The sequence below is a fragment of the Pyxidicoccus sp. M6 genome (genome assembly GCF_055568925.1).
Genome location: NZ_CM145714.1, coordinates 12,981,150 through 13,002,369 on the forward strand (window position 1 = coordinate 12,981,150; position 21,220 = coordinate 13,002,369).

Consider the following 21,220-nt stretch of genomic DNA (forward strand, 5'->3'; position numbering starts at 1 on the left):
GGGACGGAGGCTGATACGGAGGAGCCCTCCTCCCTGGGCGTCGCGACCGAGCGGGTCGACGGGGAGGTCGGGCAGTGCGGCCCGACTCCGACCGGACAGTACTGCACCACCTGTTGCAGGAGCGCATCGGGAAGTGTCATCTCCTGCGCCACTCCCGCCGGCTGTCCCATCGTGGTGAATTGAAGCTGATGCCTGGTGCCCGGAGCCGGGCCATCAGTCTCGAGCTCGTGTGACGTGGGTCCACCCGCGCGCTCCAGTCGCGCGGGTCGGCCACTGCCACCGACGGCGGCTGCGCAGTGCTCGGGGCGCGCCGCCGACGCGGCATGCTCAACAACTCAGGACCGCGCCTGCCGCCGGTACACCCCGGGAGGCACACCCATGTGCCGGCGGAACGCCCGGTTGAACGCGAACTCGGAGTCGTAACCCACGCGCGCCGCAATCGCCGCGAGCCCTTCGTCACCCTGGCGCAACTGCGCGGCGGCCTCCTGCATTCTCAAGTGAGTGAGGTACGCATGAGGCGCCATGCCCACCTCGGCCGCGAAGCGCCTCGCGAGTGTCGCCCGCGACGTCCCCGAGCGGCGCGCCAACTCATCCACACTCCAGTCCCGCGCGGGCTCGGAGTGCATCCACCCCAGCGCGCTCGCGAGCGACCTGTCCCCGAGCGCCCCCAGCCACCCCGCCCCACCCTGCGGCTGCTCATCCGCCCACGCTCGCAACACCTGCACCAGCAGCACGTCCAGCAACCGGGACACGACCACCGACACACCGCGCTCGGAGCGCTCGTACTCCTGCTCCAGCAGCGCCACCGTGGGCAGCATGGCGCGAACCGCCTCGGAGTCCCCACGCAGGTGCACGCGCTCGGGCAGCAGGCGCATCACCGGATGCGCTCCCGGCTCGTCGAACGCGAAGTGGCCACAGAGGAACCGCGATTCCGCTCCACTGCCGCCCAGCACGTGCACGGGCCCATCACCGCGCTCCGCCAGCCACTGCTCCAGCGGCACCTTCGGCGTGCGCGGCGAGTCCGCCACGGAGTGCCCCTCACCCCGAGGCAGCAGCACGACATCCCCGGTCCCCAGGGCGATGACCTCACGCCCCTGCACCAGATACCCGCTCCCCGAGGTGACCAGGTGCATGGTCGCCACGGATGTCGTCGGGAAGCGAAGCCCCCACGGAGCACGCGCCACGGTGCGGCAGTAGAGCTGCCCTCGCAGCCGCGTGCGTTCGAGTATCTGCCCGAGGAGGTCGGAAGCGCGGGAGACATCCATGCCCCCAAGTTATCAACAACCCTCCCGGCCCGCCCGGGAGCTGAGCGTTTCGGGCAAAAGAATGAGCCGTCCACGAATGGTACGTGGAGGCCCCGACGGGCACATTACGCCTCGTGAAACGCGCCACGGCGCGCTCGGAGGCAACATGGATACGAACCGCAACGACTTGTCCTGGAAGCTCACCTCGCCCACCGCCCTGTTCACCCTGCTGCTGGGCGCCTTCATGCTCTTCATCAGCATCAACGCCACCCTCAACCCGGTGGCCGCGGCACAGGGCTTCGGGATTCCCCTCTCCGGGTCCGAGGCCCTCCCCTGGCTGAGCATCAAGGCTGGGAGGGACCTCGGCATCGGACTGGCCATCGTCGGCCTGGTCCTCGCCCGGCAGCGGCTCGCGGCGGGAGTCTTCGTGCTCACCTCCATCGTGATGCCCGTGGTGGATGCGCTGACCGTCATCAAGCACGGTGCCTCGCTCGCCCTGGCCCTCTCGGTCCACGGAAGCGCCGCCATCTTCGGCGTCTTCCTCGCCGCGGCGCTGCTGCGCGGCCGCGCCGCTCGCGCGCAGTGAGCGGAGGGTCTCGCTCAGCCCGTGGTCGCTACCACGGGGTGTGGCGCCCATCCTGCCCAGGCGGCGCGCCGCACCTCCCCGCGCTGCGACGCGAGCGTGAGGTTCACGGCCGCGTCCCATCGGTCCGAGAGCACCAGGGCGCGGAGGTCCAAGACGTGCTGGCCGGACTCCTCCTTCCAGCGGGCCCCCGGGCATTTCATGCGCAGGGCGACATTGGATGCTACCTACCCGCCCTGGTACGTTGTCCTCGCCATGCGCACGCTCCCACTTCTCAGGTATGGTCTGATTCTCGTCCTGCTGACCTCGCCGGCAGAGGCCAGGGATGAGGCAGAAAAGCTCACGATTCGGACCCTCAAGGTGCCGGCACATCCAGGCCAGGAGGCGCCGCCCATTTACGTTTCCTGGCAGGTGGCGAGCGTCCTCCGCTTCGAACAGGACGTCGATCCGGCGAAGACAAATCTCCTGGCTTGGGAGGGGCGGTTCGAGCCCCTGCTCGTGGGAAGCAAGAAGGTGGTTATCGAGCCGCTGCGTGACCTCGACAGCGGCGAGGCGCTGCCCCTGCTCGTGACGCTCGTTGATGGGACGAAGTTCACGTTCCTTGTGAAGCCCAAGAGTCGCGAGAATTGGGGATGGATCGACTATCAGGTCAACGTGTTCAAAGACACCGACAGCTACAACGTGGTCCTCTCGTCTCTCTATGACTCGCTCAACCGCGAGCGCAAGCTGAGCGAGGAGAACGAGCGGCTCAAGAAGGAAGAGAACTCCGTCGATCACGCGCTCGCAACGCTGCTCGCGAACGGCGAGGTGAAGAAGACGCCGTTTCGGCGCGTGAAGGTCGTCCGCCCGAAAAACGAAGACATGGACATGGTCGTCGAGCTCTTCGCAGGACCCGGCAAAGCGGCAGTCGTCGTTACGCTGACGAACACCTACTATGGCGGGCCGTGGGAGTTCGACGGTGCCTACCTGACCCGCGACTTCACTCGCTACACGGCTCGTCCCTTCGCGCTTCGCATGGACCGGAATGAAATCGTTCCCGGTCAGTCAGGAAGGCTCGCAGTCGTTGTGGACAAGAGCGCCTTCGAAATGGAAGGCGGGCAGCTCGCCGATTTGGCCCTCCAGATCTTCCGTGGGGACGGTCTCCTTCAGGTGGCCGTGGCAATGGATCACACGCTCATTCGGAAGTAGAAGTGCCGCTCATGCCCGACGTCAAAGCCCTCTTGCTCAGCTCTATCGCTCTGCTTGCTGCCTCCTCCGGCTGCACCACGACCGGCGGAGTGTCGCTGCGCCCCGACGGCAGTCCGGGTCCGCAGGAGTGCCCAGAGGAGTCAAGGAAGGCGATGCGCTACATGAAACTGCGCGTTGGGGATAGCGCGTTGCTCGATCTCGACGCGAACCAGGTCGGGAGTCGGCGCGTCACGCTCTACGACGGCTCGATTGAGAGCGTCTTGAGGGAGGAATTCGGTCCGCTCGGAGTGACGAGCCGCTTGTATGGTCAGGTCTGGACGAGCGGTCCACAAGTGGTGATTCGGTACTACGAAGCGCAGGCACCGGACGGTGATAAAGTTCCCATCTGCGCGGTGGCGCGGCTCGGCGATGACCAAATGCGGAAGCGGCCCGAGTCGAAGCCGGGAACCGCCATCCTCGACAGTTCTGTCGCAGCGGCGTTCATTGTCGATGCGTTCCGGTAGCCTTGAGCCTTCCGCTCAACCCGAGGTCGCCGCGGAGTCCTCCGCCATCCGGAAGGACAGACAGTAGTAGAACGGAGCCACCTGCTCCTCAATCACAGACACCGCGCCCGGGGGCAGCAGCTCCCGGGGGCAGTGCGGGTCTCGCGAGTAGAACGTAATCGCCCGGAACGCCGCGCGCTGGAGCAGCGAGGGCCGGAAGGCCGGGTCCAGCTGCTCGTCCACCACCACCAGCGGCGTCCCGGGCTTCGCCACGCGCGCCATCTCCGCCAGCGCCGTCGCCGGCTCCCGGTACCCGCCAATCCCTCCCACGTGCAGCACCCGGTCGAACATCCCCTCCGGGAACGGCAGCGCATGCGCGTCCGCCATCATCAGCCGCACGGACTCGAAGCCTCCGCGCACGAGCCGCCGCTGGCAGTGCTTCAGCATGCCCTCGCTCAGGTCCACGCCCCACAGCTCCACGTCCAGCCCGTGCGGCAAGTCCTTGCGAATCAGCGGCAGGTTCGCCCCCGAGCCCACCCCCACCTCCAGCACCCGCACCGGCTGCCCGTCCTCGCGAGGCCGCAGCGTCCCCAACTCCAGACGCCGCATGTACCGCTCGCGCATCCGCGACTCGGTGACGGACTGGAGCAGCGGTGTCAGCACCGCCGTCAGCGGGTCATGCAGCACGGGCAGCCCGTCGTAGATGACGCGCATCAGCCGGTCCGTGCCGCGCACCGCGTCCTCGCGATACAGCCGAGCCATGCCGCGTTGCACGGACCACGCCTCGCCGCAGCCGCCGCAGCGCAGCCAGCCGTAGAAGACGCGCCCGTCCCGCTCCTGCCCGTGGAACACCAGCGCCCCACGACACGCCGGACACGCCAGCCGCTCCACGTCCCGGATGAATGGCCCCGTCATACCCGCCGCAGCGACTCCGCCCGCGTCCACGCCAATTCCTCCCGCGTGCCCAGCTCCGTGAACAACTCCGCCGCGCGCTGCGCGTGCATCCGCCGCGCAGGGTCATCCGGCGGCAGGTGGCGCGCAAGCTCGAGCCGCGCCCGCGCCTCCTCGAAGGCCGTGCCCAGCTTCTCCGCCACGTGGATGCACCTGCGCCATAATTCATACGCACGCGGCGCGTCTTCTTGCGCCCACGCCTCGCTCCCGCGCCACAGCAGCGCCGCGGGCCTGCCGAAGGGGAACACCTTCGCGAACGCGTCCACCGCCTTGCGCGCCGCCCTCGCACTCGCCGCCAGCGTGGCGTCGAAGGCGCCCTCTTGCTCCCACAGCGTGAGCAGCACCTCCGCCACGGACACGACTCCAAAGTACACGAAGTGCGCCACCGGCTTGCTGGCCGACAGCTTCGCCAGCGCCTTCTCCGCCACCTCGCGGGCGCCCGCGGGGTTGCCCTCGCGCAGCCGCAGCAGCGCCAGCGTGCCCTCCACGATGATGCGGTCCGTCTGGCCGCCGTGCGCCTCCGTCCACGCCAGCGTCTGCTCCAGCGCGGCGCGGGCCTTCGCGTAGTCGCCCAGCCGCAGGTGGATGTGCGCCTGGTAGTGCAGCGCCCAGTGCTGCGTCTGCAAGGCATCGCGCCGCCGCGCCGAGCCCTCCACCCACGCCATCAGCGGCAACCCCTGCGAGAACTTCCCCTGGTAGAGGTACGTCACCGTCAGGAACGAGCGGCACTCCTCCGCCAGCCGCAGGTCTCCCGTCGAGTCGACGATGCCGATGGCACGCTCCACCCACTCACGCACGTCCGCCCAGCGCGCCACGTACGCGGCGTACACGGCGTTGCGGACCAGCACGTAGGCCAGGTCCGACGGGCTGCCCACATGCTCGGCCACGTGCCGGGCTCGCCCCACCCACGCCTCCGCCACCGGGTGGATGGGCACCGTCCCCACCACCACCGCCATGTTGGTGTAGCCACGCGCCAGCTCCGGCGATGCGCCCGCGGGCTCGCACAGGTTCAGCGTGCGCAGGCCGGACCAGAGCACCGGCAGCGCCTCCTGCGCGTAGATGAACGCGTCGGTGAGCCGCATCAGCAGCCGCCCCGCCACGAGCCTCACCCGGCGCTTCTCCTCCGTCTCCGCGTCGTACACCTCCGGCCGCGCGCTCTGCGCCAGCCGCAGCGCCACCTGCCCCAGCGTGCCCAGCACCCAGCCCATGCGAGACGACGGCACCGGCCAGCCGAAGTGCCGCAGCGCCCGCTCCGCCAGGGTGCGGAACTCCGCCAGCTCTCCCAACTGGAAGCGGGCCTCCGCGAGCAACGCCTCCAGGTGGCCCAGGGTGACGGCGTCGGCGCCCTGCTCGGACACGCGCTCCAGCGCGCGCTGCAGGAAGGGCACCGCCTCGCGGCACGCGCCCACCCGCAGCGCGTCCTCGCCCGCGCGCCGCGCGTACGCCGCCTCGCGCACCCGGTCCCCCGCCACGCCCCAGTGGTAGCAGAGCGCCGCCGTCCACTCCGAGCCGTCCCCGTGCGCGGCCTCCAGCGCCACCGCCACGCGGCGGTGCAGCACGGGCCGCTCCTCGGAGGAGAGCTCCTCCAGCACGCCCTCGCGCAGCTTGTCGTGCGCGAAGCGCCAGTGGCCGTCCGCCACGTCCAGCACCGCCGCCGCCGCGCAGTCGTTGAGCCAGCGCTCCACGTCCTCGCCGGGTGCCGCGCGCTGGAGCAGCGCGACGTCCACCTGGCGGCCCTGAATCGCGGCCAGCTTGAGCAGCTCGCGGTGAACCTCCGGCACCTTCTCCAGCCGCCGCCGCACCAGCTTGCGCACGCCGCCCGCGAAGACGCGCTCGGGCAGCGCCATGTCGCCCAGCCTGTCCAGCCCGCCCGCCTCCTCCGCCAGCGCGCGCACCACCTCCACGAGGAAGAAGGGGTTGCCCTCCGTCTCGCGGCGCAGCCAGTCCACCAGGTGCGGCCGCGCTCCCTGCGCGCCAATCATCGACTGGCTCAGCACCGCGATTTCCAGCGCGTCCAGCCGAGGCAGCCGCAGCACCTCCATGCCCGGGAGCTGCGACGGGAGCTCCGGCGCCTCGTCGTCGCGGAAGCTGCCCAGCAGCAACAGGCGCTGCGCCTTCGCCAGCGTGGCGAGCCGGGCCAGCAGCAGCAGCGACTCACTGCGCGCCCACTGCAGGTCCTCCAGGATGACGACGGTGGGTTGGGGCAGCCGGGCGAAGACGTCCTCCACCACCTGCATCAGCCGCGCCTGCGCCATCTCCGCGCCCAGCTCCGCGGGGTCCGGCACGGCGTGGCCCAGCAGCGTCTCCAGGTCCGGCACCAGCGGCTTGAGGACGCTGGCCTCGCGCTCCTCCAGCGTGGTGAGGATGGACAGCCAGCGCAGCACCGGGCGCCATTCCTGGTACGGACTGCTACCGGCCGCCACCGCCTGCCCGCGCAGCACCGCCACGCCCCGCACCAGCGCGAGCGCGCGCAGCTCCTCGAGCAGCCGCGACTTGCCCACGCCGCTCTCGCCGCCCACGAGCCACGCGGCGCCGTGTCCCTTGCGCGCATCCTCCAGCACGCCGGTCAGGCGTATCTGCTCGCGCGCGCGGCCCACGTAGCGCGCGGACTGGAGGAAGCTCTCGCGCGTGGCGGGAGACTCCCGCGGCGCCGTGTGGCCGGTGGCGGCGCGGAGCGCGGCAATCACCTCGTCCGCGCCGCGCGGCCGCCGCCTCGCGTCCGGCGACACCAGTCGCTCCAGCAGCGCCTTGAGCGCGGAAGGAAAGCCCGGCGGCGCGTCCACCCGGCCCGCGTGCGGCAGCCGGCCGAAAATCATCTGGCACGCCATGGCGCCCACGCTGAAGAGGTCCGTCACCTCCGAGGGCGGCTGGTCCTCGAACAGCTCCGGCGCGAGGTATCCCGGCGTGCCCGCGGGCTGCGCGCGGTGAACGTGGTCGCGGCCCACCGCGAGCCCGAAGTCCAGCACCTTCACCTGCCCGTGAGCCACCAGCACGTTGGCCGGCTTCAAGTCGCGGTGGATGATGCCGCGCCGGTGCAGGTACGCGAGCGCCGTCAGCGTCTGCACGAGCAGGTCCACCTGCACGGGCAGCGGCTGGCCCGCGCCGGCCCGCACCAAATCCCTCGCGTCCTCCAGCAGGTCCATGGCCAGGTACGGCCTGCGCTCGGAGTCGAAGCCGTAGTCGAGCACGCTGATGACATGCGGGTGACGCACCGACGCGAGCGTCTGGAACTCGTGCGCCAGTGACAGCGCCAGCTCATGCCGCGCGGCGGAGGACGGAGTGTCCGGACTCGGCGGCAGCCGCGCCAGGTCCTCCAGCGTCCGGTGAAGCAACTTCAGTGCGACGGGGCCGGCGAGCAGGTCCTGCGCGCGCCACACGGTGCCCGCGCCGCCCCGACCCAGGAAGTCGATGATTCGGTAGCGGCCTCCCACCACCTCGCCGTCCATGAGACGACGGGCCGTGTCCTCCGGCCGGAGCTGGGGTTCTTCGAGAGGGAGTTGACGCATGGGGGGCCGCCCACCCCGCATGATACAGACAACCCGGGAAACTTCGCGGGTTGTGTCACTCCGTGCTCAGTTCCAGGCGATGTCGTAGACAGCTTCCTCGCCCTCTCGCCGGACAATCCGCACGGAGGGCTCGCGGGCACCGCTGGCCACCAGGCCCGCGTGAAACAGACCCACATAGAAACCCGCCACCACCACGGGCCGGCACGTGAGCGAGTACCGCGTGGGCCCGAGCTGCTGGATGTGGGTCTCCAGATAGTTGGTGCCCGTACGAAGGTTGCGTGTCATCCGCGCCAGCATCCGCTCTGGCCCGAGGAGCCGCACCGTGGCCAGGAGCGCATTGCCGATGAGCGTGGAGCCGAAGCCCTGCACGAAGCGGCGGCCCACGACGATGGCGCCCTCTTCCAGCGGGGCCTGGGGGGCCAGCGTCTCGGCCGCCACCCGGAGCGCGCCCACCCACACGTCCAGCGGGTAGGCCGGCGCGAGCGAGCCCTTCGCATTGATACCCACCTGCCGAAGGCGTCCCGCGCAGCGCTCGTCGAGCTGGTCTCCCAGCGCGCGGATGAGACCTTCGAAGCTCTGCTGAAACACGAGGGGTTCGGGGGTTTGCAAGCGGGCGCATGCTAGCCCGCCTGCCCGGCGACACAATCCGCCAGGTAGCCGCGAGCTGCTCAGCGGACGACAGAGTGCCTGTCCCACAGGCTGACGCCCCTGGCCATGGTGGTCATCTGGGAAGGCCTGAGGGAGGCGTTCGGCGGATGCGTCGGTGGCTGGCGGTGGCGTTGGCGGCGGCGGTTTTGACGGGGTGCGCCGCGGGCTGCTCGAAGGAGAAGTCGCGCCCGTTCCAGCTCAAGGGCGCGGTGGGCTCGCACGGCGAGGACTTCGCGGTAGCGCTGTATCAGACCGTCGGCATGCGGATGGTGCCGGGCAATCACATCCGCTGGGTGAACAACGGCGCCGTCTTCGACACCATCACCGAGGAGGTGAAACAGGCCCGCGTCTCCGTCAACATCGTCATGTTCATCTGGCGGCCGGGCCGCGCGTCGGACCGGCTGCTGGAGGTGCTCACCGCGAGGGCGCGCGACGGTGTCACGTGCCGCGTGCTGGTGGACCCGCTGGGCAGCCCCAGCTTCGAGGCGCAAATCAAACCCCGGCTGGAAGCGGCCGGCTGCCGCGCGCACCTGTTCCGCCCGCTGCCCGCGGACGAGAACCTGGCGCGCAACCACCGCAAGCTGGTCATCGTCGACGGGCGGGTGGCGGTGACGGGAGGCCTCGCCATCCAGGACGAGTGGCTGGGCGACGGCCTGAGCGAGAAGGAGTGGCGCGACACCAACGCGTGGGTGCGAGGCCCGGTGGTGGCGCAGATGCAGCAGGCCTTCGCGGAGAACTGGCAGGAGGCCAGCGGCGAGCTGTTGCCCGTGACTGACTTCCCCGCGCTCGCGGAGCCGGTGCCCGGCCTGGACGGCGCGGGCGAGGGCTGGGCCGCCTTCGTGGGCAGCACCGCGAATCCCGAGGTGACGCGCGCCGAGCGCCTGACGCAGCTCATGGTGCGCGCGGCTCGGAAGCGGTTGTGGATTGCGCAGGCGTACTTCACGCCCAATGACGCGCTGTCGAAGCAGTTGGTTGAAAGGGCCCGCGCGGGCGTGGACGTGCGGGTGCTGGCGCCCGGGGACTACAACGACCAGAAGGTCATCACCGTGGCGCAGCGCGCGGCGTATGACGAGCTGCTCCAGGCGGGAGTGCGCATCTGGGAGTACCAGCCGTCGATGATTCACGCGAAGACGATGCTGGTGGATGACCGACTCGTGCTGGTGGGCTCCATCAACTACGACCCACTCTCCTTCAACCTGCTGGAGGAGGGCTCGCTGGTGCTCCAGGACGACGAGGCCGCGCGAACCATGGAGTCCTTCTTCCAGGAGGACCTCACGCACGCGAAGGAAGTCCGCGCCGAGCGGGCCGCGCGCTAGGCTGCTCACTCCACCTCGGAGGCCCCATGGAAACGCCGTCCCGCCACCTGTTCGTCGCCGGAGCCACCGGTGCCACCGGCCGTACGCTGATGCGTCAGGCGCTCGCGCGTCACGTGCCGGTGATTGCGCAGGTGAGGCCGAAGAGCGCCGACAGCGAGCTGGTGAAGGACTGGCCGCGCAAGGCGGTGGTGGAGCTGTCCGACGGCGAGACGCTCATCGAGATGATGAGCGGCTACACCACGGTGCTCCAGCTCATCGGCACCATGCGCAAGCGCTTCGGCTCGGGCGACACCTACGAGACGAGCGACATCGGCACCACGCGGCAGCTCGTGGAGGCGGCGAAGCGCGCGGGCGTGGACCACTTCGTGCTGCTCAGCTCCATGGGCGCGGGCCGTCCGGTGGGCGCGTACCTCAAGGCCAAGGCCGAGGCCGAGCGGCTGGTGCGCGAGAGCGGCATCCCCTGGACGATTCTCCGGCCCCCGGCCTTCGAGGGCGAGTACCACCAGCCACCGTCCGTCCTCCGCGTCCTCTCGCGGCTGACCCTGTTCCGCAACCTGCGCATCATCCACCTGGAGCAGCTCGCCGCCGTGCTGCTGCGCGTGTCCGAGCGGCGGGCTCCGCTCAATGCGGTCCTGGAGGGAGACAGCCTCTGGGCGGAAGTGGACGCGACGGGCGTGAAGCCGCCGGTCACCACGTGAAGGCGGTGAGCTTCACGCGCCGTGCCTCGGGTTCCACGGTGATGGTGGAGCCATCCGCGAGGAAGCCGCCGTCGACCATCTGGGTGCGCCCCACGTAGACCCCGGGCTCGTCGGGCTTCGGGGTGAGCTGGGAGACGAAGGTCTCGAAGTCATCGGGGGGCAGCGTGAAGGAGATGTCCAGCTGCCACTCCTGGAAGCCCTGGTAGTGGATGCGCACGTCGGAGGCGCTCTGGGGGACGGCCACCGGGAAGAAGGTGTCGAAGAGCTTCCGCTGCTCGGCCTGCGAGAAGTCCCGCTCGTCCTTCTCCATGTCGAGCAGGTCGACGCCGTCGAAGGCGTCGAGAAGCCACGCCAGGCCGCCGCACCCCAGGCACGAGCCGAGTACGAGGAGGGTGATGAGATATCTCCACTTGCGGGGTGACATACGCGGGCCGGAGTGGAGGCGTTAGAGCACCGAGGCCCGGTTCAGTCGCGCCACCTGGCCGTCGGGGAGCATCGCGAAGCGCTTCGCCAGCTCGGAGCGGCCGGCCGCGCCGGTGCCGTCCAGCGCCCCCAGGGGGCCGTACGCCTCGCGGACCTGCGCCAGGAGCTCGTCGTGCATGACGGGCAGTGTCCCCTGGCGAGGCGAGGAAATCCACGCTGGGAATCAGCTCCGCGCCCGGAACAGGGCCACGCAGCCGTGGAGGGTCACTTGTGATTCCCTGAAGCGCTGGCGGAGAGCGCGCTCCAGCGACTCCGGCGTGTCCTGCTCGTTGGAGAAGAGGCCCCTGCGGTTGTAGGCGCGCATCAGCAGGCGGGCCTGCACGCTGCGGGGCGCGTCACCCTGGAGGAGGGTGGAGCCGAAGACGCAACCGCCGGGGTTGAGCAGGGGGAGGAGGTGGTCGAAGACGACGGCCTTCTCGTCCATGGAGCCGGGCAGGCAGTGCAGCAGGTAGTTGAGGCCGATGGAGTCGAAGCGGGGCCCGTCGAAGTCGATGGGGTCCAGCACGTTGCGGCGGTACGTCTCGGGCGAGTAGCGCGCGGCGCGAGCGGCGGCGTGCTCCAGGCTGTTGGCATTGAGGTCCATCAATGCCAGACGCGGCGAGGGCGACGGGTAGCGGCAGTGCGCGGTGAAGTAACCGGTGCCCACGCCCACGTCGAGGTGGTTGGCGGACACGTGGGCGTCGTACCAGTCGAGCTGCGTGCGCGTGGGGCACTTCCAGACGAAGCGGTTGGAGTAGCCCAGCACGCCCACGTCATAGAGGACCCGCAGCGTCAGCCGCGTGTACACGGCCTGGGCCGCGTGCACCTCGGGTGAGAGCTCCAGTTCCAGAGAAGGCGATTCCATGAGCCGCGACTCCTCGACACGTGAGGCGACCGCGACCCTATACCCTGTCCGCTCCGCGACACGCGAGTGGGCGCCGGGGCAGTAGTGACTCCGCGCGCAGCGGGGCCGGGTTCTCCACAGCGGGCTACATGCCGCGAGCACGGCCGGCACGGGCCCGTGCTCGCGGAGGGGGAGCCACGCTACGGGAGGCGGTCCTGCGGCAGGTTGTCCTGGACGCCCGTGACGACGGGGCGAGAGGAGCTCCCGGCGCGGTAGAGGAGGTCCTGCCAGACGATGGGCGAGCGGGTGTGGAAAGCGCTGGTGAGGTTGATGACCGGCGTGCCGCTCCGGCTCAATTGGAAGGACGGTTGGTCGCTTGCCTTCAGGGGCGCGTCGAAGAACCGAGGGCCCGCCTGCACGTCGGCGGTGTAGGCCGTGCCTCCGGAGGTGATTTGCACGCGTCCGCTCGACTTGAGCATGGCGAGGAGGAAGACGCGGTCGACCAGCGTCACGCCGTTCTTCGAGGCGGTGGGCTTGGGCTGCAGCGTGGTGTTGTACGGCTCGGTGCTCAGGTGCATGCGGTGCGAGTAGTAGAGGACGTCTCGCACGAGCGCCGGCTGCTGCCGCGTCTTGAACCAGATCGTGTAGTACGCCGTCAAATCGTAGAACGCGTACTGCACCGCCGAGTTGGGCCGGAGGGCATGGCCTTCGTAGTGGTCATTCCACGTGAGGATTTGGACCATCTTCACGCCCGAGTCGATGGCCGCCTTCCAGGTGTTGTACTGGGTCTTGAAGCCGGCCGTCTCCGTGGTGATGGAGGCCGTGGGCCGGTTGTCCGTGTGGCTCACCGGCGGCGAGTAGGGCACGCCGTTCTGGTCACCCCAGGCCTTGAGCGTGTTGATGCCGTTCAGCGGGTTGGACGTGTACGGGAGGTTGTCCCAGCGCGAGAACGTGGCGCCGACCATGAACGGCTTCAGCGCGTTGCGGTTGGTCTCCGACGGGTCGAGCAGCGTGCCCCACAGCACCGCGTCGATGCCGTGGACGGTCTTGAGCTGGTCGAAGAACTGCTGCCACCAGGTGACGGGGAGGGCCTCGGGCCGGAAGCTGCCGACCACGTACTTGCCGTTGAGCTTCTTCCAGGACGCGCGGGTCTTGAACGTGGCGAGGTCGTCGGCGCGCTGGCGGGGTTCGTCCTTGCCGCTGTTGCCGGAGAGGATGTGCGCGTCGATGTTGGGGATGACGGAGAAGGGAGCGCTGGGGTTCTCGGTGTTGAACTCGTCGGCGGCGTTGAAGAGCTCCGTGAGCCACTTCCAGCGTGCATCCGTGGTGCGGAACCAGAGGTTGAAGAGGAAGCCGTCGACACCGACGGCCGCGGCCGTCTGGATGTCCTGCTTCATGTCTCGCTTGAGGTAGTCGGACTCCGCGGGAGGAATCGCGAGGATGGGGACGGGACGGTCGCGCAGGTAGCCGCCGATGGAGGCGTAGGTGCCCGTGGGCTGGAGCCAGCGGGTGTATTGGTCGTAGTACTGGCCGCTGCTGGAGCCATAGACGCGCAGCGGGAAGTTGTGCCAGTGCGCGAAGACCTTGTACTCGCTGGTCGCGAGGTCCGCGCGGGCCGGCATGTCGAATGGGAGGAGACTGTTCGGCAGCTCGAAGGGCGCCTTCGTGGCGAGGCTGGATGCTTCCGTGCGCTCTTGAGGCGCGGTGGTCTCGGGCTCAGGTGGGGCGCAGGCGGAGATTTCTGCTGCGGCGGCTGCGGTGACGAGGAGGATGAGGAAGCGGCGCTTCGCGTTGAACAAGGGTGCCCTCTCTTTCCATGCGGTGGACACACCCGGCCTGCGGGTGGCTCATGAAGAGGGCTCGAGCGCGGTGGCATCTCACGGGAAATGGGACCGCGTAGTCGCAGGTGCCCTGCCCCAGGGTGGTCTTCCGCGCTGATGACCTTCAAGGTAGAGTCAAAATGGATGAACTTCCAGGGTAGACCCTTTGTGGGACACCCTCCTCATGCCAGAGCAAGCCCGCCGGTCACCGAGTCGCGGGTGGAGTCCTTGGAGGATGTTCCTGCGTGTGCCCTCGGGTTCATTGACGATGGCAGCGGTGCTCCTGCTGAGCACGGCGGCCCTCGCGCAGCCGCAGGGCGCGAAGCGGTGGAAGCGCGTCGAGCGGAGCGTGTCCGTGAGCGCGGGCGACTCCGAGTCCGTCCAGCGACTGCGGCTCGCGCCACACGTGGTGACGACGGTGCTCTTCAACTCGGACATCGTCCCCGAGGTGGCGGACCCGGAGGCCCTGCGCGGGCTGTTCTCCCGGCTGGAGCTGGAGACGAACCACCTCGTGCTCAAGCCGGCCGTCGCCATGCCGGAGAAGGGCGTGCCGCCGCTCGTGGTGCGGTTCGCGGATGCGGACGCGCCAAGGCGCCTCGTGCTCGAGCTGACGACGGATTCCGACGAGGTGGACGCGGTGGTGGAGGTCCAGCGGCAGCCGGCCTCGGCGGAACAGTTGGAAGCGGAGCTGGTGGCGCTGCGGAGCCAGTGCGCGGCGCTGGAGGCGAAGCTGGCCGCAGCGCGCAGGCCGCTTCCACAGGAAGGACTCGCGGCGGCCCTGCTCTCCGGTGCCATCGACCGGCAAGGCGTTGTGTGGAGGTGGGTGGATAGCCGAGGCATCGGGCAAGGATTGAAGGCCCTCAGACTCGACACCTACCGAGCTGGTGATTGGGTGGCTCTCGTCTTCGAGTTGGAGAACCCGCGAGGTGGCGAGGGCTGGATGCCCGGTTCGGCGCGACTGACACGCCTGGACGACAGGGGACACCTCACGGACGAAGTCCTCGATACACCGGTGCTGATGCAGGACGCGCGGTTACGACCCGGACAGAGTGCTCGGGCGGTGGCTCAGTGGCGAATGCGACTGGAAGGCGGACGTACTGCCTACGCGCTGGAGGTGATGGACGTGACTCGCCAGCGGGGCGTGCGTTGGACACGGGTGGAGCTGTAGCTGAGCCATTGGCCAGGAGGAGATTGTCATGCGGTTGGAAGCGCTACACGCTCCGTCACCGAGGGCGCTATCTCCTGGCGCCCGGGTGGGCAGATGGCGTGTGGAGCGCCGGGTGGGCAGCGGCGGAAACGGCACCGTATACGAGGTGCGCTCGAAGCCCGGAGGCCGCAGCTATGCGCTGAAGCTGGCCCACGTCCCGGAGGACACACGCTTCTCGCGTGAGTCGCAGGCACTGCATCTGCTGCGGCACCCGGGCGTGGTGCGCCTGGAGGACGAAGGCCTGTGGCAGGCCGGGCCAGCGCGCTACCCCTACCTGTTGATGGAGTTCGTGCAAGGCGACTCGCTCTATGGTTGGGCGCTGGCGCGGAATCCCACGGCGCGACAGGTCGCTGGCTTGCTGGAGCAGGCGGCTCGTGTCCTGGCGGCGGCGCACCGTGAGGGTGTGCTGCACAGAGACTTCAAGGGAGACAATGTCCGGGTGGACGGCAAGGGCCGGCTGGTGGTTCTGGACTGGGGCGCCGGTTGGCATCCAGAGGCCGCGCCCCTCACCTCGGAGGCGCGGCTTCCTCCGGGCACGTCGCCCTATCGCAGCCCGCAGGCGCTCCTGTGGAGTCTCCAGGCCTGGCGCGAGCCTCGGGTTGGACACTACGTGTACACGGTGGCGGACGAACTGTATGCGCTGGGAGTCACCTTCTACCGGCTGCTGGTGGAGCAATACCCGCCCGCGCGGCTGAGCAAGGCGCCCGAGGGCTCGTCGGAGGGAACCTCTCTCACCAGAATGCGTGCGCTCAATCCCAGCGTGCCCGAGCCCCTGGCTCAGTGGGTCCACTGGCTGCTGGAGTTCGACCCCGAAGCCCGGCCAGCGAGCGCGGAGGTACTGGTCCGGGAGGTACAGCGGGTGATGGCTGAAGCCGGCCCCGCGTGGGATGCGCCGCTCTTCGAGTGGTACAGCGGCCCGGCTCGGGACACGCGCACGACGAGCGAAGGTGCACCGCTGGGGCCCGTGGCGCCCGGGCAGGAGGTGGCGCTGCGGTTGGCGAGAATGCGCCAGTTGGACCGGGCCCAGGAGCACCGGGATGGGAGGAAGGTGCGCCGCAGGCTGCCGGACCACGTGGTTACCGTGACAGCAGCTGGAGCCAGAGCTCGCTCCAAGTGGAGCGTCGTCTCTGGCCGCTCGCGGCTCGTGCTGGGCGTGGTCGCGCTCGTGTCGGTAGCGGGCGTGGCCTGGACGGTGGCGCACCGCGCTTCGACCTCGGAGGCTGCGACCGAAGGCAAGCAACTGGCGCGGTTCATGGGGCTGGCCGACACTGCTTCTTCCGCGGCGGCCCTCTCCCTCCGCTCCGTCGCGCCGCCGTGGCCTGGAGAAGACGCCATGCCCACGACCGAGGCCCACCTGCCGCGCTCCACCCGCCTCCACCACTACCTGCTCGCCACCAGCGCCGCAGCCGGCCTTGCCGCCTGCTCGTCCTCGCAAGTGCGTCCCGAGCCGGCCAACTGCTCCTCCGAGGCCATGGAGACCATGCGACAGCTCCGCCTACGCCCAGGTGATGGCGGCTACACCGAGCTCGACATCCTCCAGCCCGATGACCCCGACCAGGTGAACTACAGCATCGTCGTCAGCGACGGTCCCATCACCAGCCGCCTGGAGAAACCCATGGGCCGGCTGCCCGCGGGAACGCTCATCTACGGGCGGCTGTGGACCGGTGGCGAGCAGGTGCTGGGCCGATACACCCGGGTGAAGACCCCGGACGGGAGCGAGTACCCGGTCTGCTTCGTCCTGTCGGACGAGGACGGCCTGCCCAAAGACCGTGGCTCCAGACCGGGGTACACGCGAGTGAATCCCCTCTCACACGTCATGGTGGTGGACCGATTTCCGTGAGGCCCAATCACGCTGTGCCTCACGCCGGATACGGCGATGCACATGCGCTCAATGCATCCCTACATCTCGGCGAGCGGGACTCCGCATGCCCCGTGCGGCACAGTGCTTCCGCGCGGTGCTCAACGCCTCTCGGCATCACGGCGAGCGGGACTCAGCAACAACGACCGCCGCTACCTCGACATGTCCCTGCTCAATCCCTCTCAAGCACAGCCCGTTCAGCAGACTGCGTGAAGTCCGCCGAGGCCCTCCCCCCTACACACGACTCGGGACTTGCCCCCGGAAAAGAGGGCCTCCTTGGGCGGCAGGCGCTGCTGAAGTCGCAGGAAGAGGGCTTGCTGCTGTCGCGTCGCCTCGTCCCTTTCGCCGGGCTTCAGCTCGAGTTCCTGCATGAACCGCTCGAATGCCTGGGCCACCGTTTCCATATGCGCCGTTCCTCCCTCTACCCGGGGAAATGGTGGAGACCACCGGCATTACATTCCTGCCCATCCAGGGCGTTCCGCCCCTCCCCACCCGGAATGAGCAAGTATTCCCGAGCTGGCGATGAGCAGGCGGCGGCATGTCACACCGCACCACTACGGTGCGAGCCCTTCATGGGCTCCGTCTTCGACCTCATCCTCCGCCGTCTGATACAGGCCCACCCGGACCAACTGCTGCTCCTGCTCTTCGGCCCCAACGCCCCGACGTGGGTGCGAACCGCGGACTCAAGTCTTCCCCAGTCCGAGCGCCGGGCCGACGCCGTCCTCATCGTCGAATCCAAGGGACAGCGTTTCGCAGTGGACATGGAGGTCCAGGCTCAAGCGGACCCGAGCTTCTCGCGGAGGCTGCTGGACTACACGGTCCGCATCCACCTGCGAGAAGGCCTGCCGGTGTTGCCCGTGGCACTCTTCCTGCTCCCCGAGGCCGAAGGGTCACCACCTCCGTACACCTTCGCCTGTGCTGGCCAGCAGGTGCTCTCCTTCAATTTCCAGGTAGTCCGCCTGTGGGAAGTGGACTTCAGCCAGCCTGCCCTCCAGGCGGCCACGGCCCTGCTACCTCTCTCGGTGATGCACACGTCGGCTCGGCCAGAGCAGGTTGCATGGGCCGAGGCCCGCCTCCGTCAGGACCGAAGCCTTTCGTCGGAGGAGCGACTAGACTTGCTCGTGGTTCTCGGCAGTCTGGCGGCACGCCGTTTCGGCAGCCAGAAGCTCAGCGCGTTTTTGAGGAACATCATGCTGGACTCACCTTTCTGGGAAGAACAACGAGCCCTGGAGCGCATCCGTGAGCGTGCCCGGACATTGATGACCTTCGCCAACACCCGAGGGATTGCGCTCCCGCCTGATGCCGAGCAACGCCTCGCTCAGTTGGGTGCCGATGCCCTGGATGCGATCATCCAGCAGGCCTTCGCCGCGCCAGAAAAAGCGGCTGCGGCGCTCCTCGCCGCCACCCGCCCCTCCGGCCACTGAGCCGCGCTACTCCTTCACCGCCCCCGCCGTGAGCCCGGACACAATCCTCCGCTGGAACAACACGGTGAGCACCACCAGGGGCAGCGTGGCCACCACGGACGCAGCGGCAATCTCGCCCCACGGCTCGCGGTACTCACTGGCGAACAGGCTGATGGCCACCGGCACCGTGCGCTTCTCCGGTGTGGACAGGAACGTCAGCGCGTAGAGGAACTCGTTCCACGCGAAGATGAACACCAGAATCGCCGTCGTCGCGAGCCCCGGTGCCGCCAGCGGCAACAGCACCCTCCGGAACGCCTGGAACGGCGTGCACCCGTCCACCCTCGCCGCGCGATACAGCTCGTCTGGCAATTGCCGGAAGAACGACGTCAGCACCCACAGCGTCAATGGCAGTGCAAACGTCGCATACGGCAATGCCAATCCAATCAGACTGTCTCGCAGCCCCACCGAGCGGAGAATCAGATACAGCGGGCTCACCGTCGCAATCGGCGGGAACATGCTCACCGCCAGCGCAGCGCTCAGCAGCACTCCCCTCCCCCGGAACTCCAGCTTCGCCAGGGCAAACGCCGCCGCCGCGCCCATCGTCAGGCAGAACGCCGTCGTCAACGCCGCCACCAGCAGCGAGTTCACCACCACCCTCAGGAACGGCCGTCCCCACAGCACGCTCACGTAGCTCGCCGCCGTGAGGTGCGAGGGCCACGGCCGCGTCAGCTCGCCGTCCGGCCACAGGCTCGTCAGCACCTGCCAGAAGAACGGCCCCAGGAAGAACGTGAGGAACCCCACCACGGCCAGCGCCGTGCCCAGCCCGGGCCGCTTCATCTCGCGCCCTCCTCTCGCCCCAACAGCCGCAGCCACACCGCCGCCAGCACCACCACGCACAGGAACGTCGCCACCGACAGCGCGCTCCCGTACCCGAAGTCCCCCGAGCGCATCAGCGTCTTGTACGCGTAGATGCTCAGCGTCTCCGTCGTGTTCGCCGGCCCGCCCTCCGTGAGCACATAAATCGCGTCGAACACGCGGAACGCATCCAGCGAGCGGAACAGCAGCGCCAGCAGCAGCGCGGGCTTCAGCAGCGGCAGCGTAATCGACCGGAACATCCGCCACGTCGACGCACCGTCCACGCGGGCCGCCTTGTAGAGGTCCTCGGGAATGCCTTGCAGCCCCGCGAGCACCAGCAGCGCCACGAAGGGCGTCGTCTTCCACACGTCCACGAGTATCGCCGCGTGCAGCGCGTACCCCGGGGCTCCCAGCCAGTTGATGTCCTGCCCCGGCAGCAACCGATTGATGACGCCGTACTCGGGGTTGAACATCCACGCCCAGAGCCTCGCGCTCACCACGGTGGGAATGGCCCACGGCACCAGCACCGAGGCCCGCAGCAGCCCCCGCCCCGGAAACGCACGGTTGAGCAGCAGCGCCAACGGCACCGCGAGCAACAGCTCCACCGTCACCGCGATGAGCGTGAAGTACGCCGTGTTCCCCAGCGCCGCCCAGAAGCGCGCGTCGCTCAGCAGGAAGGCGAAGTTGTCCAGCCCCGTGAAGCGCCGCTCGCCGAAGACGAGGATGAAGCGGTGCAGGCTCAGCCACACCGCCGCGAGGATGGGATACAGCGCCACGCCCACCAGCACCACCACCGCCGGCGCCACCAGCAGGTACGCCTGCCGCCGCTCCCGCTCCAACGAGCCCCCGCCGCTCACTCGTCCACCCCCGTCAGGTGGTCCACCTGCTTCTGCGCTCGCTTCAGCGCCTCGTCCGGCGTCCGCAGCCCCGCCACCGCCGCGGAGAACTCGCTCTGCAGCACATCCGAGATGAGGTTGTAGTACGGCGTCACCGGCCTCGGCCGCGCGCGCTCCACCATCTCCTTCAAGTTGGCGATGAACGGGTCCGCCGCGCGCAGCCTCGGGTCCTCATAGACAGACGGCCTCGGCGGATTGCGCGCGTAATTCAATGCCAGCACCAGGTTCGCCTCCGGCGACGTCAGGTGCGCAATCAGCTTCGCCGCCAGCTTCCGCCGCTCCGGTGACACATGCGCATTCACCGCGAGCTGCCACCCGCCCAGCGTCCCCCACCCCGGCTCGCCGCTCTTCGTCGGCAGCGGCGCAATCCCTACCTTCCCCCGAATCGGCGAGTCCGGCTTCTGCGCCTCGCTCCACGCATACGGCCAGTTGCGCATGAACACCGCGCGCCCCTCCTGGAACACACGCCGCGCCTCCTCCTCGGAGAACCCCGTCACCGTCTCCGGCGACACACCACTCGCCACCAGCCCGCGCAGGTATGCGAGCGCCTGGCGCGCCGGCTCCGTGTCCAGCATGACGCGCCCACCCTCTCCGAGTGCCTCACCGCCATGCCCCCACAGCGCCTCGTACACGTTGCAGCTCAGGCCCTCGTACTGCCGCCCCTGCCACACATAGCCTTGCACACCGGGCGCCTTGGCCATCGCCTCGCGTGCGAAGCGTTGCAGCTCCTCGTACGTGCGCGGCGCTCGCGGCACCAGGTCCGTGCGGTAGTACAGGACGCCCACGTCCAGGTACCACGGCACCGCGTACGTCCGCCCTTCCACCACCACCGCCTCCACCGTGCCGCGGAAGAAGTCCGCGCGCAGGCGCTCGGGTGGGAAGTCCTCGGACAGGTCCGCAATCCATCCCGCGCGCGCGAACTCGGGCACCCAGACGACGTCCGCCACCAGCACGTCGAAGTCGTCCGCCCCGCCCTCCAGCGACGTGAGGAAGAACTGGTGCGCCAAATCAGACGAATTCGGCAGCGCCTCGGTGACGAGCTCCACCCCCGGGTTCTCCCGCTCGAAGCGCGCCAGCAATTCGCGGAACGGCTGCGGCGCGCCCCACAGCGGTTGATATTTGAAGACGAGCCGCGTGCGGCCTGCCTGCTCACGCGATGCGTCCGACGCACGCCGACACGCGCCCACCGCCAACAACACGGTGAGGAGTGACACGAGCAGCAGGGTGGCGGAGCGGCGGCTCATGTGCACGGCATGACT

20 protein-coding genes and 1 pseudogene are annotated in these 21,220 nt (G+C 69.2%); 8 read left to right on the top strand and 13 right to left on the bottom strand.

The annotated features are described in order from the left end of the window. Positions 1–335: 335 nt before the first annotated feature. On the bottom strand, positions 336–1,265 hold the full coding sequence (locus ACVTJA_RS51280) for an AraC family transcriptional regulator (RefSeq protein ID WP_465832103.1): 930 nt from the start codon (positions 1,263–1,265) through the stop codon (positions 336–338). 145 nt (positions 1,266–1,410) lie between these two features. Between ACVTJA_RS51280 and ACVTJA_RS51285 the strand changes: the two genes are divergently transcribed. Next, entirely contained in the window at positions 1,411–1,830 is a 420-nt protein-coding gene (locus ACVTJA_RS51285; RefSeq protein ID WP_465832105.1) for a DUF4267 domain-containing protein, read from the top strand. Positions 1,831–1,844: 14 nt separating this feature from the next. Here the strand turns inward: ACVTJA_RS51285 and ACVTJA_RS51290 are convergent. Then, positions 1,845–2,048, bottom strand: a pseudogene (locus ACVTJA_RS51290) (hypothetical protein); the annotation flags it as partial. Between the two features lie 34 nt (positions 2,049–2,082). Here ACVTJA_RS51290 and ACVTJA_RS51295 point away from each other — a divergent pair. After that, on the top strand, positions 2,083–3,015 hold the full coding sequence (locus ACVTJA_RS51295; RefSeq protein ID WP_465832107.1) for a DUF2381 family protein: 933 nt from the start codon (positions 2,083–2,085) through the stop codon (positions 3,013–3,015). Between the two features lie 11 nt (positions 3,016–3,026). Then, on the top strand, positions 3,027–3,518 hold the full coding sequence (locus ACVTJA_RS51300; protein WP_465832109.1) for a serine/threonine protein kinase: 492 nt from the start codon (positions 3,027–3,029) through the stop codon (positions 3,516–3,518). A gap of 15 nt (positions 3,519–3,533) precedes the next feature. Here ACVTJA_RS51300 and ACVTJA_RS51305 read toward each other — a convergent pair whose 3' ends face one another. The 3 genes from ACVTJA_RS51305 to ACVTJA_RS51315 all read right to left on the bottom strand — a co-directional run bounded on the left by ACVTJA_RS51305 (position 3,534) and on the right by ACVTJA_RS51315 (position 8,542). Beyond that, positions 3,534–4,412, bottom strand: coding sequence for a methyltransferase domain-containing protein (locus ACVTJA_RS51305; RefSeq protein ID WP_465832110.1), 879 nt, complete (start codon positions 4,410–4,412; stop codon positions 3,534–3,536). Continuing rightward, positions 4,409–7,954, bottom strand: coding sequence for a protein kinase domain-containing protein (locus tag ACVTJA_RS51310; protein WP_465832112.1), 3,546 nt, complete (start codon positions 7,952–7,954; stop codon positions 4,409–4,411). The genes ACVTJA_RS51305 and ACVTJA_RS51310 overlap by 4 nt, the downstream gene beginning before the upstream one ends. A gap of 66 nt (positions 7,955–8,020) precedes the next feature. Beyond that, positions 8,021–8,542, bottom strand: coding sequence for a DUF2378 family protein (locus tag ACVTJA_RS51315; protein WP_465832114.1), 522 nt, complete (start codon positions 8,540–8,542; stop codon positions 8,021–8,023). Between the two features lie 167 nt (positions 8,543–8,709). On the opposite strand from ACVTJA_RS51315, the gene ACVTJA_RS51320 reads away from it, so the two are divergent. Together ACVTJA_RS51320 and ACVTJA_RS51325 are read left to right on the top strand one after the other, a co-directional pair. Next, positions 8,710–9,918, top strand: a complete 1,209-nt coding sequence (locus ACVTJA_RS51320; RefSeq protein ID WP_465832116.1) for a phospholipase D-like domain-containing protein — start codon at positions 8,710–8,712, stop codon at positions 9,916–9,918. Positions 9,919–9,944: 26 nt separating this feature from the next. Beyond that, on the top strand, positions 9,945–10,616 hold the full coding sequence (locus ACVTJA_RS51325; protein ID WP_465832118.1) for an NAD(P)-binding oxidoreductase: 672 nt from the start codon (positions 9,945–9,947) through the stop codon (positions 10,614–10,616). Here ACVTJA_RS51325 and ACVTJA_RS51330 read toward each other — a convergent pair. The 4 genes from ACVTJA_RS51330 to ACVTJA_RS51345 all read right to left on the bottom strand — a co-directional run bounded on the left by ACVTJA_RS51330 (position 10,606) and on the right by ACVTJA_RS51345 (position 13,721). Then, positions 10,606–11,040 (bottom strand): hypothetical protein, encoded by a 435-nt coding sequence (locus tag ACVTJA_RS51330; protein WP_465832120.1) that lies wholly within the window; start codon positions 11,038–11,040, stop codon positions 10,606–10,608. The two genes, ACVTJA_RS51325 and ACVTJA_RS51330, sit on opposite strands and share 11 nt — an antisense overlap. Before the next feature lie 21 nt (positions 11,041–11,061). After that, positions 11,062–11,217: a hypothetical protein gene (locus ACVTJA_RS51335; protein ID WP_465832122.1), complete on the bottom strand. Its 156-nt coding sequence runs from the start codon at positions 11,215–11,217 to the stop codon at positions 11,062–11,064. A 45-nt stretch (positions 11,218–11,262) separates the two neighbouring features. Continuing rightward, entirely contained in the window at positions 11,263–11,943 is a 681-nt protein-coding gene (locus ACVTJA_RS51340; protein ID WP_465832124.1) for a class I SAM-dependent methyltransferase, read from the bottom strand. Positions 11,944–12,122: 179 nt separating this feature from the next. After that, the gene (locus ACVTJA_RS51345) at positions 12,123–13,721 is read right to left on the bottom strand and encodes an endo-1,3-alpha-glucanase family glycosylhydrolase (protein WP_465832126.1); all 1,599 of its coding nucleotides are present in this window, start codon (positions 13,719–13,721) and stop codon (positions 12,123–12,125) included. Positions 13,722–14,010: 289 nt separating this feature from the next. On the opposite strand from ACVTJA_RS51345, the gene ACVTJA_RS51350 reads away from it, so the two are divergent. Together ACVTJA_RS51350 and ACVTJA_RS51355 are read left to right on the top strand one after the other, a co-directional pair. Next, positions 14,011–14,910: a DUF2381 family protein gene (locus ACVTJA_RS51350; protein ID WP_465832128.1), complete on the top strand. Its 900-nt coding sequence runs from the start codon at positions 14,011–14,013 to the stop codon at positions 14,908–14,910. A gap of 85 nt (positions 14,911–14,995) precedes the next feature. Further along, positions 14,996–16,789 carry a serine/threonine protein kinase gene (locus ACVTJA_RS51355; protein WP_465832130.1) on the top strand — a complete coding sequence of 598 codons (1,794 nt, stop codon included), beginning with the start codon at positions 14,996–14,998 and terminating at the stop codon, positions 16,787–16,789. 215 nt (positions 16,790–17,004) lie between these two features. Here ACVTJA_RS51355 and ACVTJA_RS51360 read toward each other — a convergent pair whose 3' ends face one another. Beyond that, on the bottom strand, positions 17,005–17,211 hold the full coding sequence (locus ACVTJA_RS51360; RefSeq protein ID WP_465832132.1) for a hypothetical protein: 207 nt from the start codon (positions 17,209–17,211) through the stop codon (positions 17,005–17,007). A gap of 168 nt (positions 17,212–17,379) precedes the next feature. On the opposite strand from ACVTJA_RS51360, the gene ACVTJA_RS51365 reads away from it, so the two are divergent. Then, on the top strand, positions 17,380–18,231 hold the full coding sequence (locus ACVTJA_RS51365) for an RpnC/YadD family protein (protein WP_465832133.1): 852 nt from the start codon (positions 17,380–17,382) through the stop codon (positions 18,229–18,231). A 6-nt stretch (positions 18,232–18,237) separates the two neighbouring features. Here ACVTJA_RS51365 and ACVTJA_RS51370 read toward each other — a convergent pair whose 3' ends face one another. From ACVTJA_RS51370 to ACVTJA_RS51380, 3 genes are read right to left on the bottom strand one after another with little or no spacing between them, the layout of a single operon-like run. Beyond that, a complete protein-coding gene (locus tag ACVTJA_RS51370; protein ID WP_465832135.1) occupies positions 18,238–19,047 on the bottom strand; it encodes a carbohydrate ABC transporter permease in 810 nt (269 codons plus the stop codon). After that, positions 19,044–19,922 (bottom strand): carbohydrate ABC transporter permease, encoded by an 879-nt coding sequence (locus tag ACVTJA_RS51375; RefSeq protein ID WP_465832136.1) that lies wholly within the window; start codon positions 19,920–19,922, stop codon positions 19,044–19,046. Before ACVTJA_RS51375 ends, ACVTJA_RS51370 begins: the two co-directional genes overlap by 4 nt. After that, positions 19,919–21,205, bottom strand: coding sequence for an ABC transporter substrate-binding protein (locus tag ACVTJA_RS51380; RefSeq protein WP_465832138.1), 1,287 nt, complete (start codon positions 21,203–21,205; stop codon positions 19,919–19,921). The genes ACVTJA_RS51375 and ACVTJA_RS51380 overlap by 4 nt, the downstream gene beginning before the upstream one ends. Positions 21,206–21,220: the final 15 nt, after the last annotated feature.

What these genes read in the sequence shown, in the direction of transcription:
- ACVTJA_RS51360 (WP_465832132.1), bottom strand. Translation starts at nt 17,211, where the DNA reads ATGGAAACGGTGGCCCAGGCATTCGAGCGGTTCATGCAGGAACTCGAG.
- ACVTJA_RS51350 (WP_465832128.1), top strand. Translation starts at nt 14,011, where the DNA reads ATGGCAGCGGTGCTCCTGCTGAGCACGGCGGCCCTCGCGCAGCCGCAG.
- ACVTJA_RS51305 (WP_465832110.1), bottom strand. Translation starts at nt 4,412, where the DNA reads ATGACGGGGCCATTCATCCGGGACGTGGAGCGGCTGGCGTGTCCGGCG.
- ACVTJA_RS51310 (WP_465832112.1), bottom strand. Translation starts at nt 7,954, where the DNA reads ATGCGTCAACTCCCTCTCGAAGAACCCCAGCTCCGGCCGGAGGACACG.
- ACVTJA_RS51300 (WP_465832109.1), top strand. Translation starts at nt 3,027, where the DNA reads ATGCCCGACGTCAAAGCCCTCTTGCTCAGCTCTATCGCTCTGCTTGCT.
- ACVTJA_RS51285 (WP_465832105.1), top strand. Translation starts at nt 1,411, where the DNA reads ATGGATACGAACCGCAACGACTTGTCCTGGAAGCTCACCTCGCCCACC.
- ACVTJA_RS51335 (WP_465832122.1), bottom strand. Translation starts at nt 11,217, where the DNA reads ATGCACGACGAGCTCCTGGCGCAGGTCCGCGAGGCGTACGGCCCCCTG.
- ACVTJA_RS51380 (WP_465832138.1), bottom strand. Translation starts at nt 21,205, where the DNA reads ATGAGCCGCCGCTCCGCCACCCTGCTGCTCGTGTCACTCCTCACCGTG.
- ACVTJA_RS51320 (WP_465832116.1), top strand. Translation starts at nt 8,710, where the DNA reads ATGCGTCGGTGGCTGGCGGTGGCGTTGGCGGCGGCGGTTTTGACGGGG.
- ACVTJA_RS51365 (WP_465832133.1), top strand. Translation starts at nt 17,380, where the DNA reads ATGGGCTCCGTCTTCGACCTCATCCTCCGCCGTCTGATACAGGCCCAC.
- ACVTJA_RS51340 (WP_465832124.1), bottom strand. Translation starts at nt 11,943, where the DNA reads ATGGAATCGCCTTCTCTGGAACTGGAGCTCTCACCCGAGGTGCACGCG.
- ACVTJA_RS51330 (WP_465832120.1), bottom strand. Translation starts at nt 11,040, where the DNA reads ATGTCACCCCGCAAGTGGAGATATCTCATCACCCTCCTCGTACTCGGC.
- ACVTJA_RS51370 (WP_465832135.1), bottom strand. Translation starts at nt 19,047, where the DNA reads ATGAAGCGGCCCGGGCTGGGCACGGCGCTGGCCGTGGTGGGGTTCCTC.
- ACVTJA_RS51295 (WP_465832107.1), top strand. Translation starts at nt 2,083, where the DNA reads ATGCGCACGCTCCCACTTCTCAGGTATGGTCTGATTCTCGTCCTGCTG.
- ACVTJA_RS51280 (WP_465832103.1), bottom strand. Translation starts at nt 1,265, where the DNA reads ATGGATGTCTCCCGCGCTTCCGACCTCCTCGGGCAGATACTCGAACGC.
- ACVTJA_RS51325 (WP_465832118.1), top strand. Translation starts at nt 9,945, where the DNA reads ATGGAAACGCCGTCCCGCCACCTGTTCGTCGCCGGAGCCACCGGTGCC.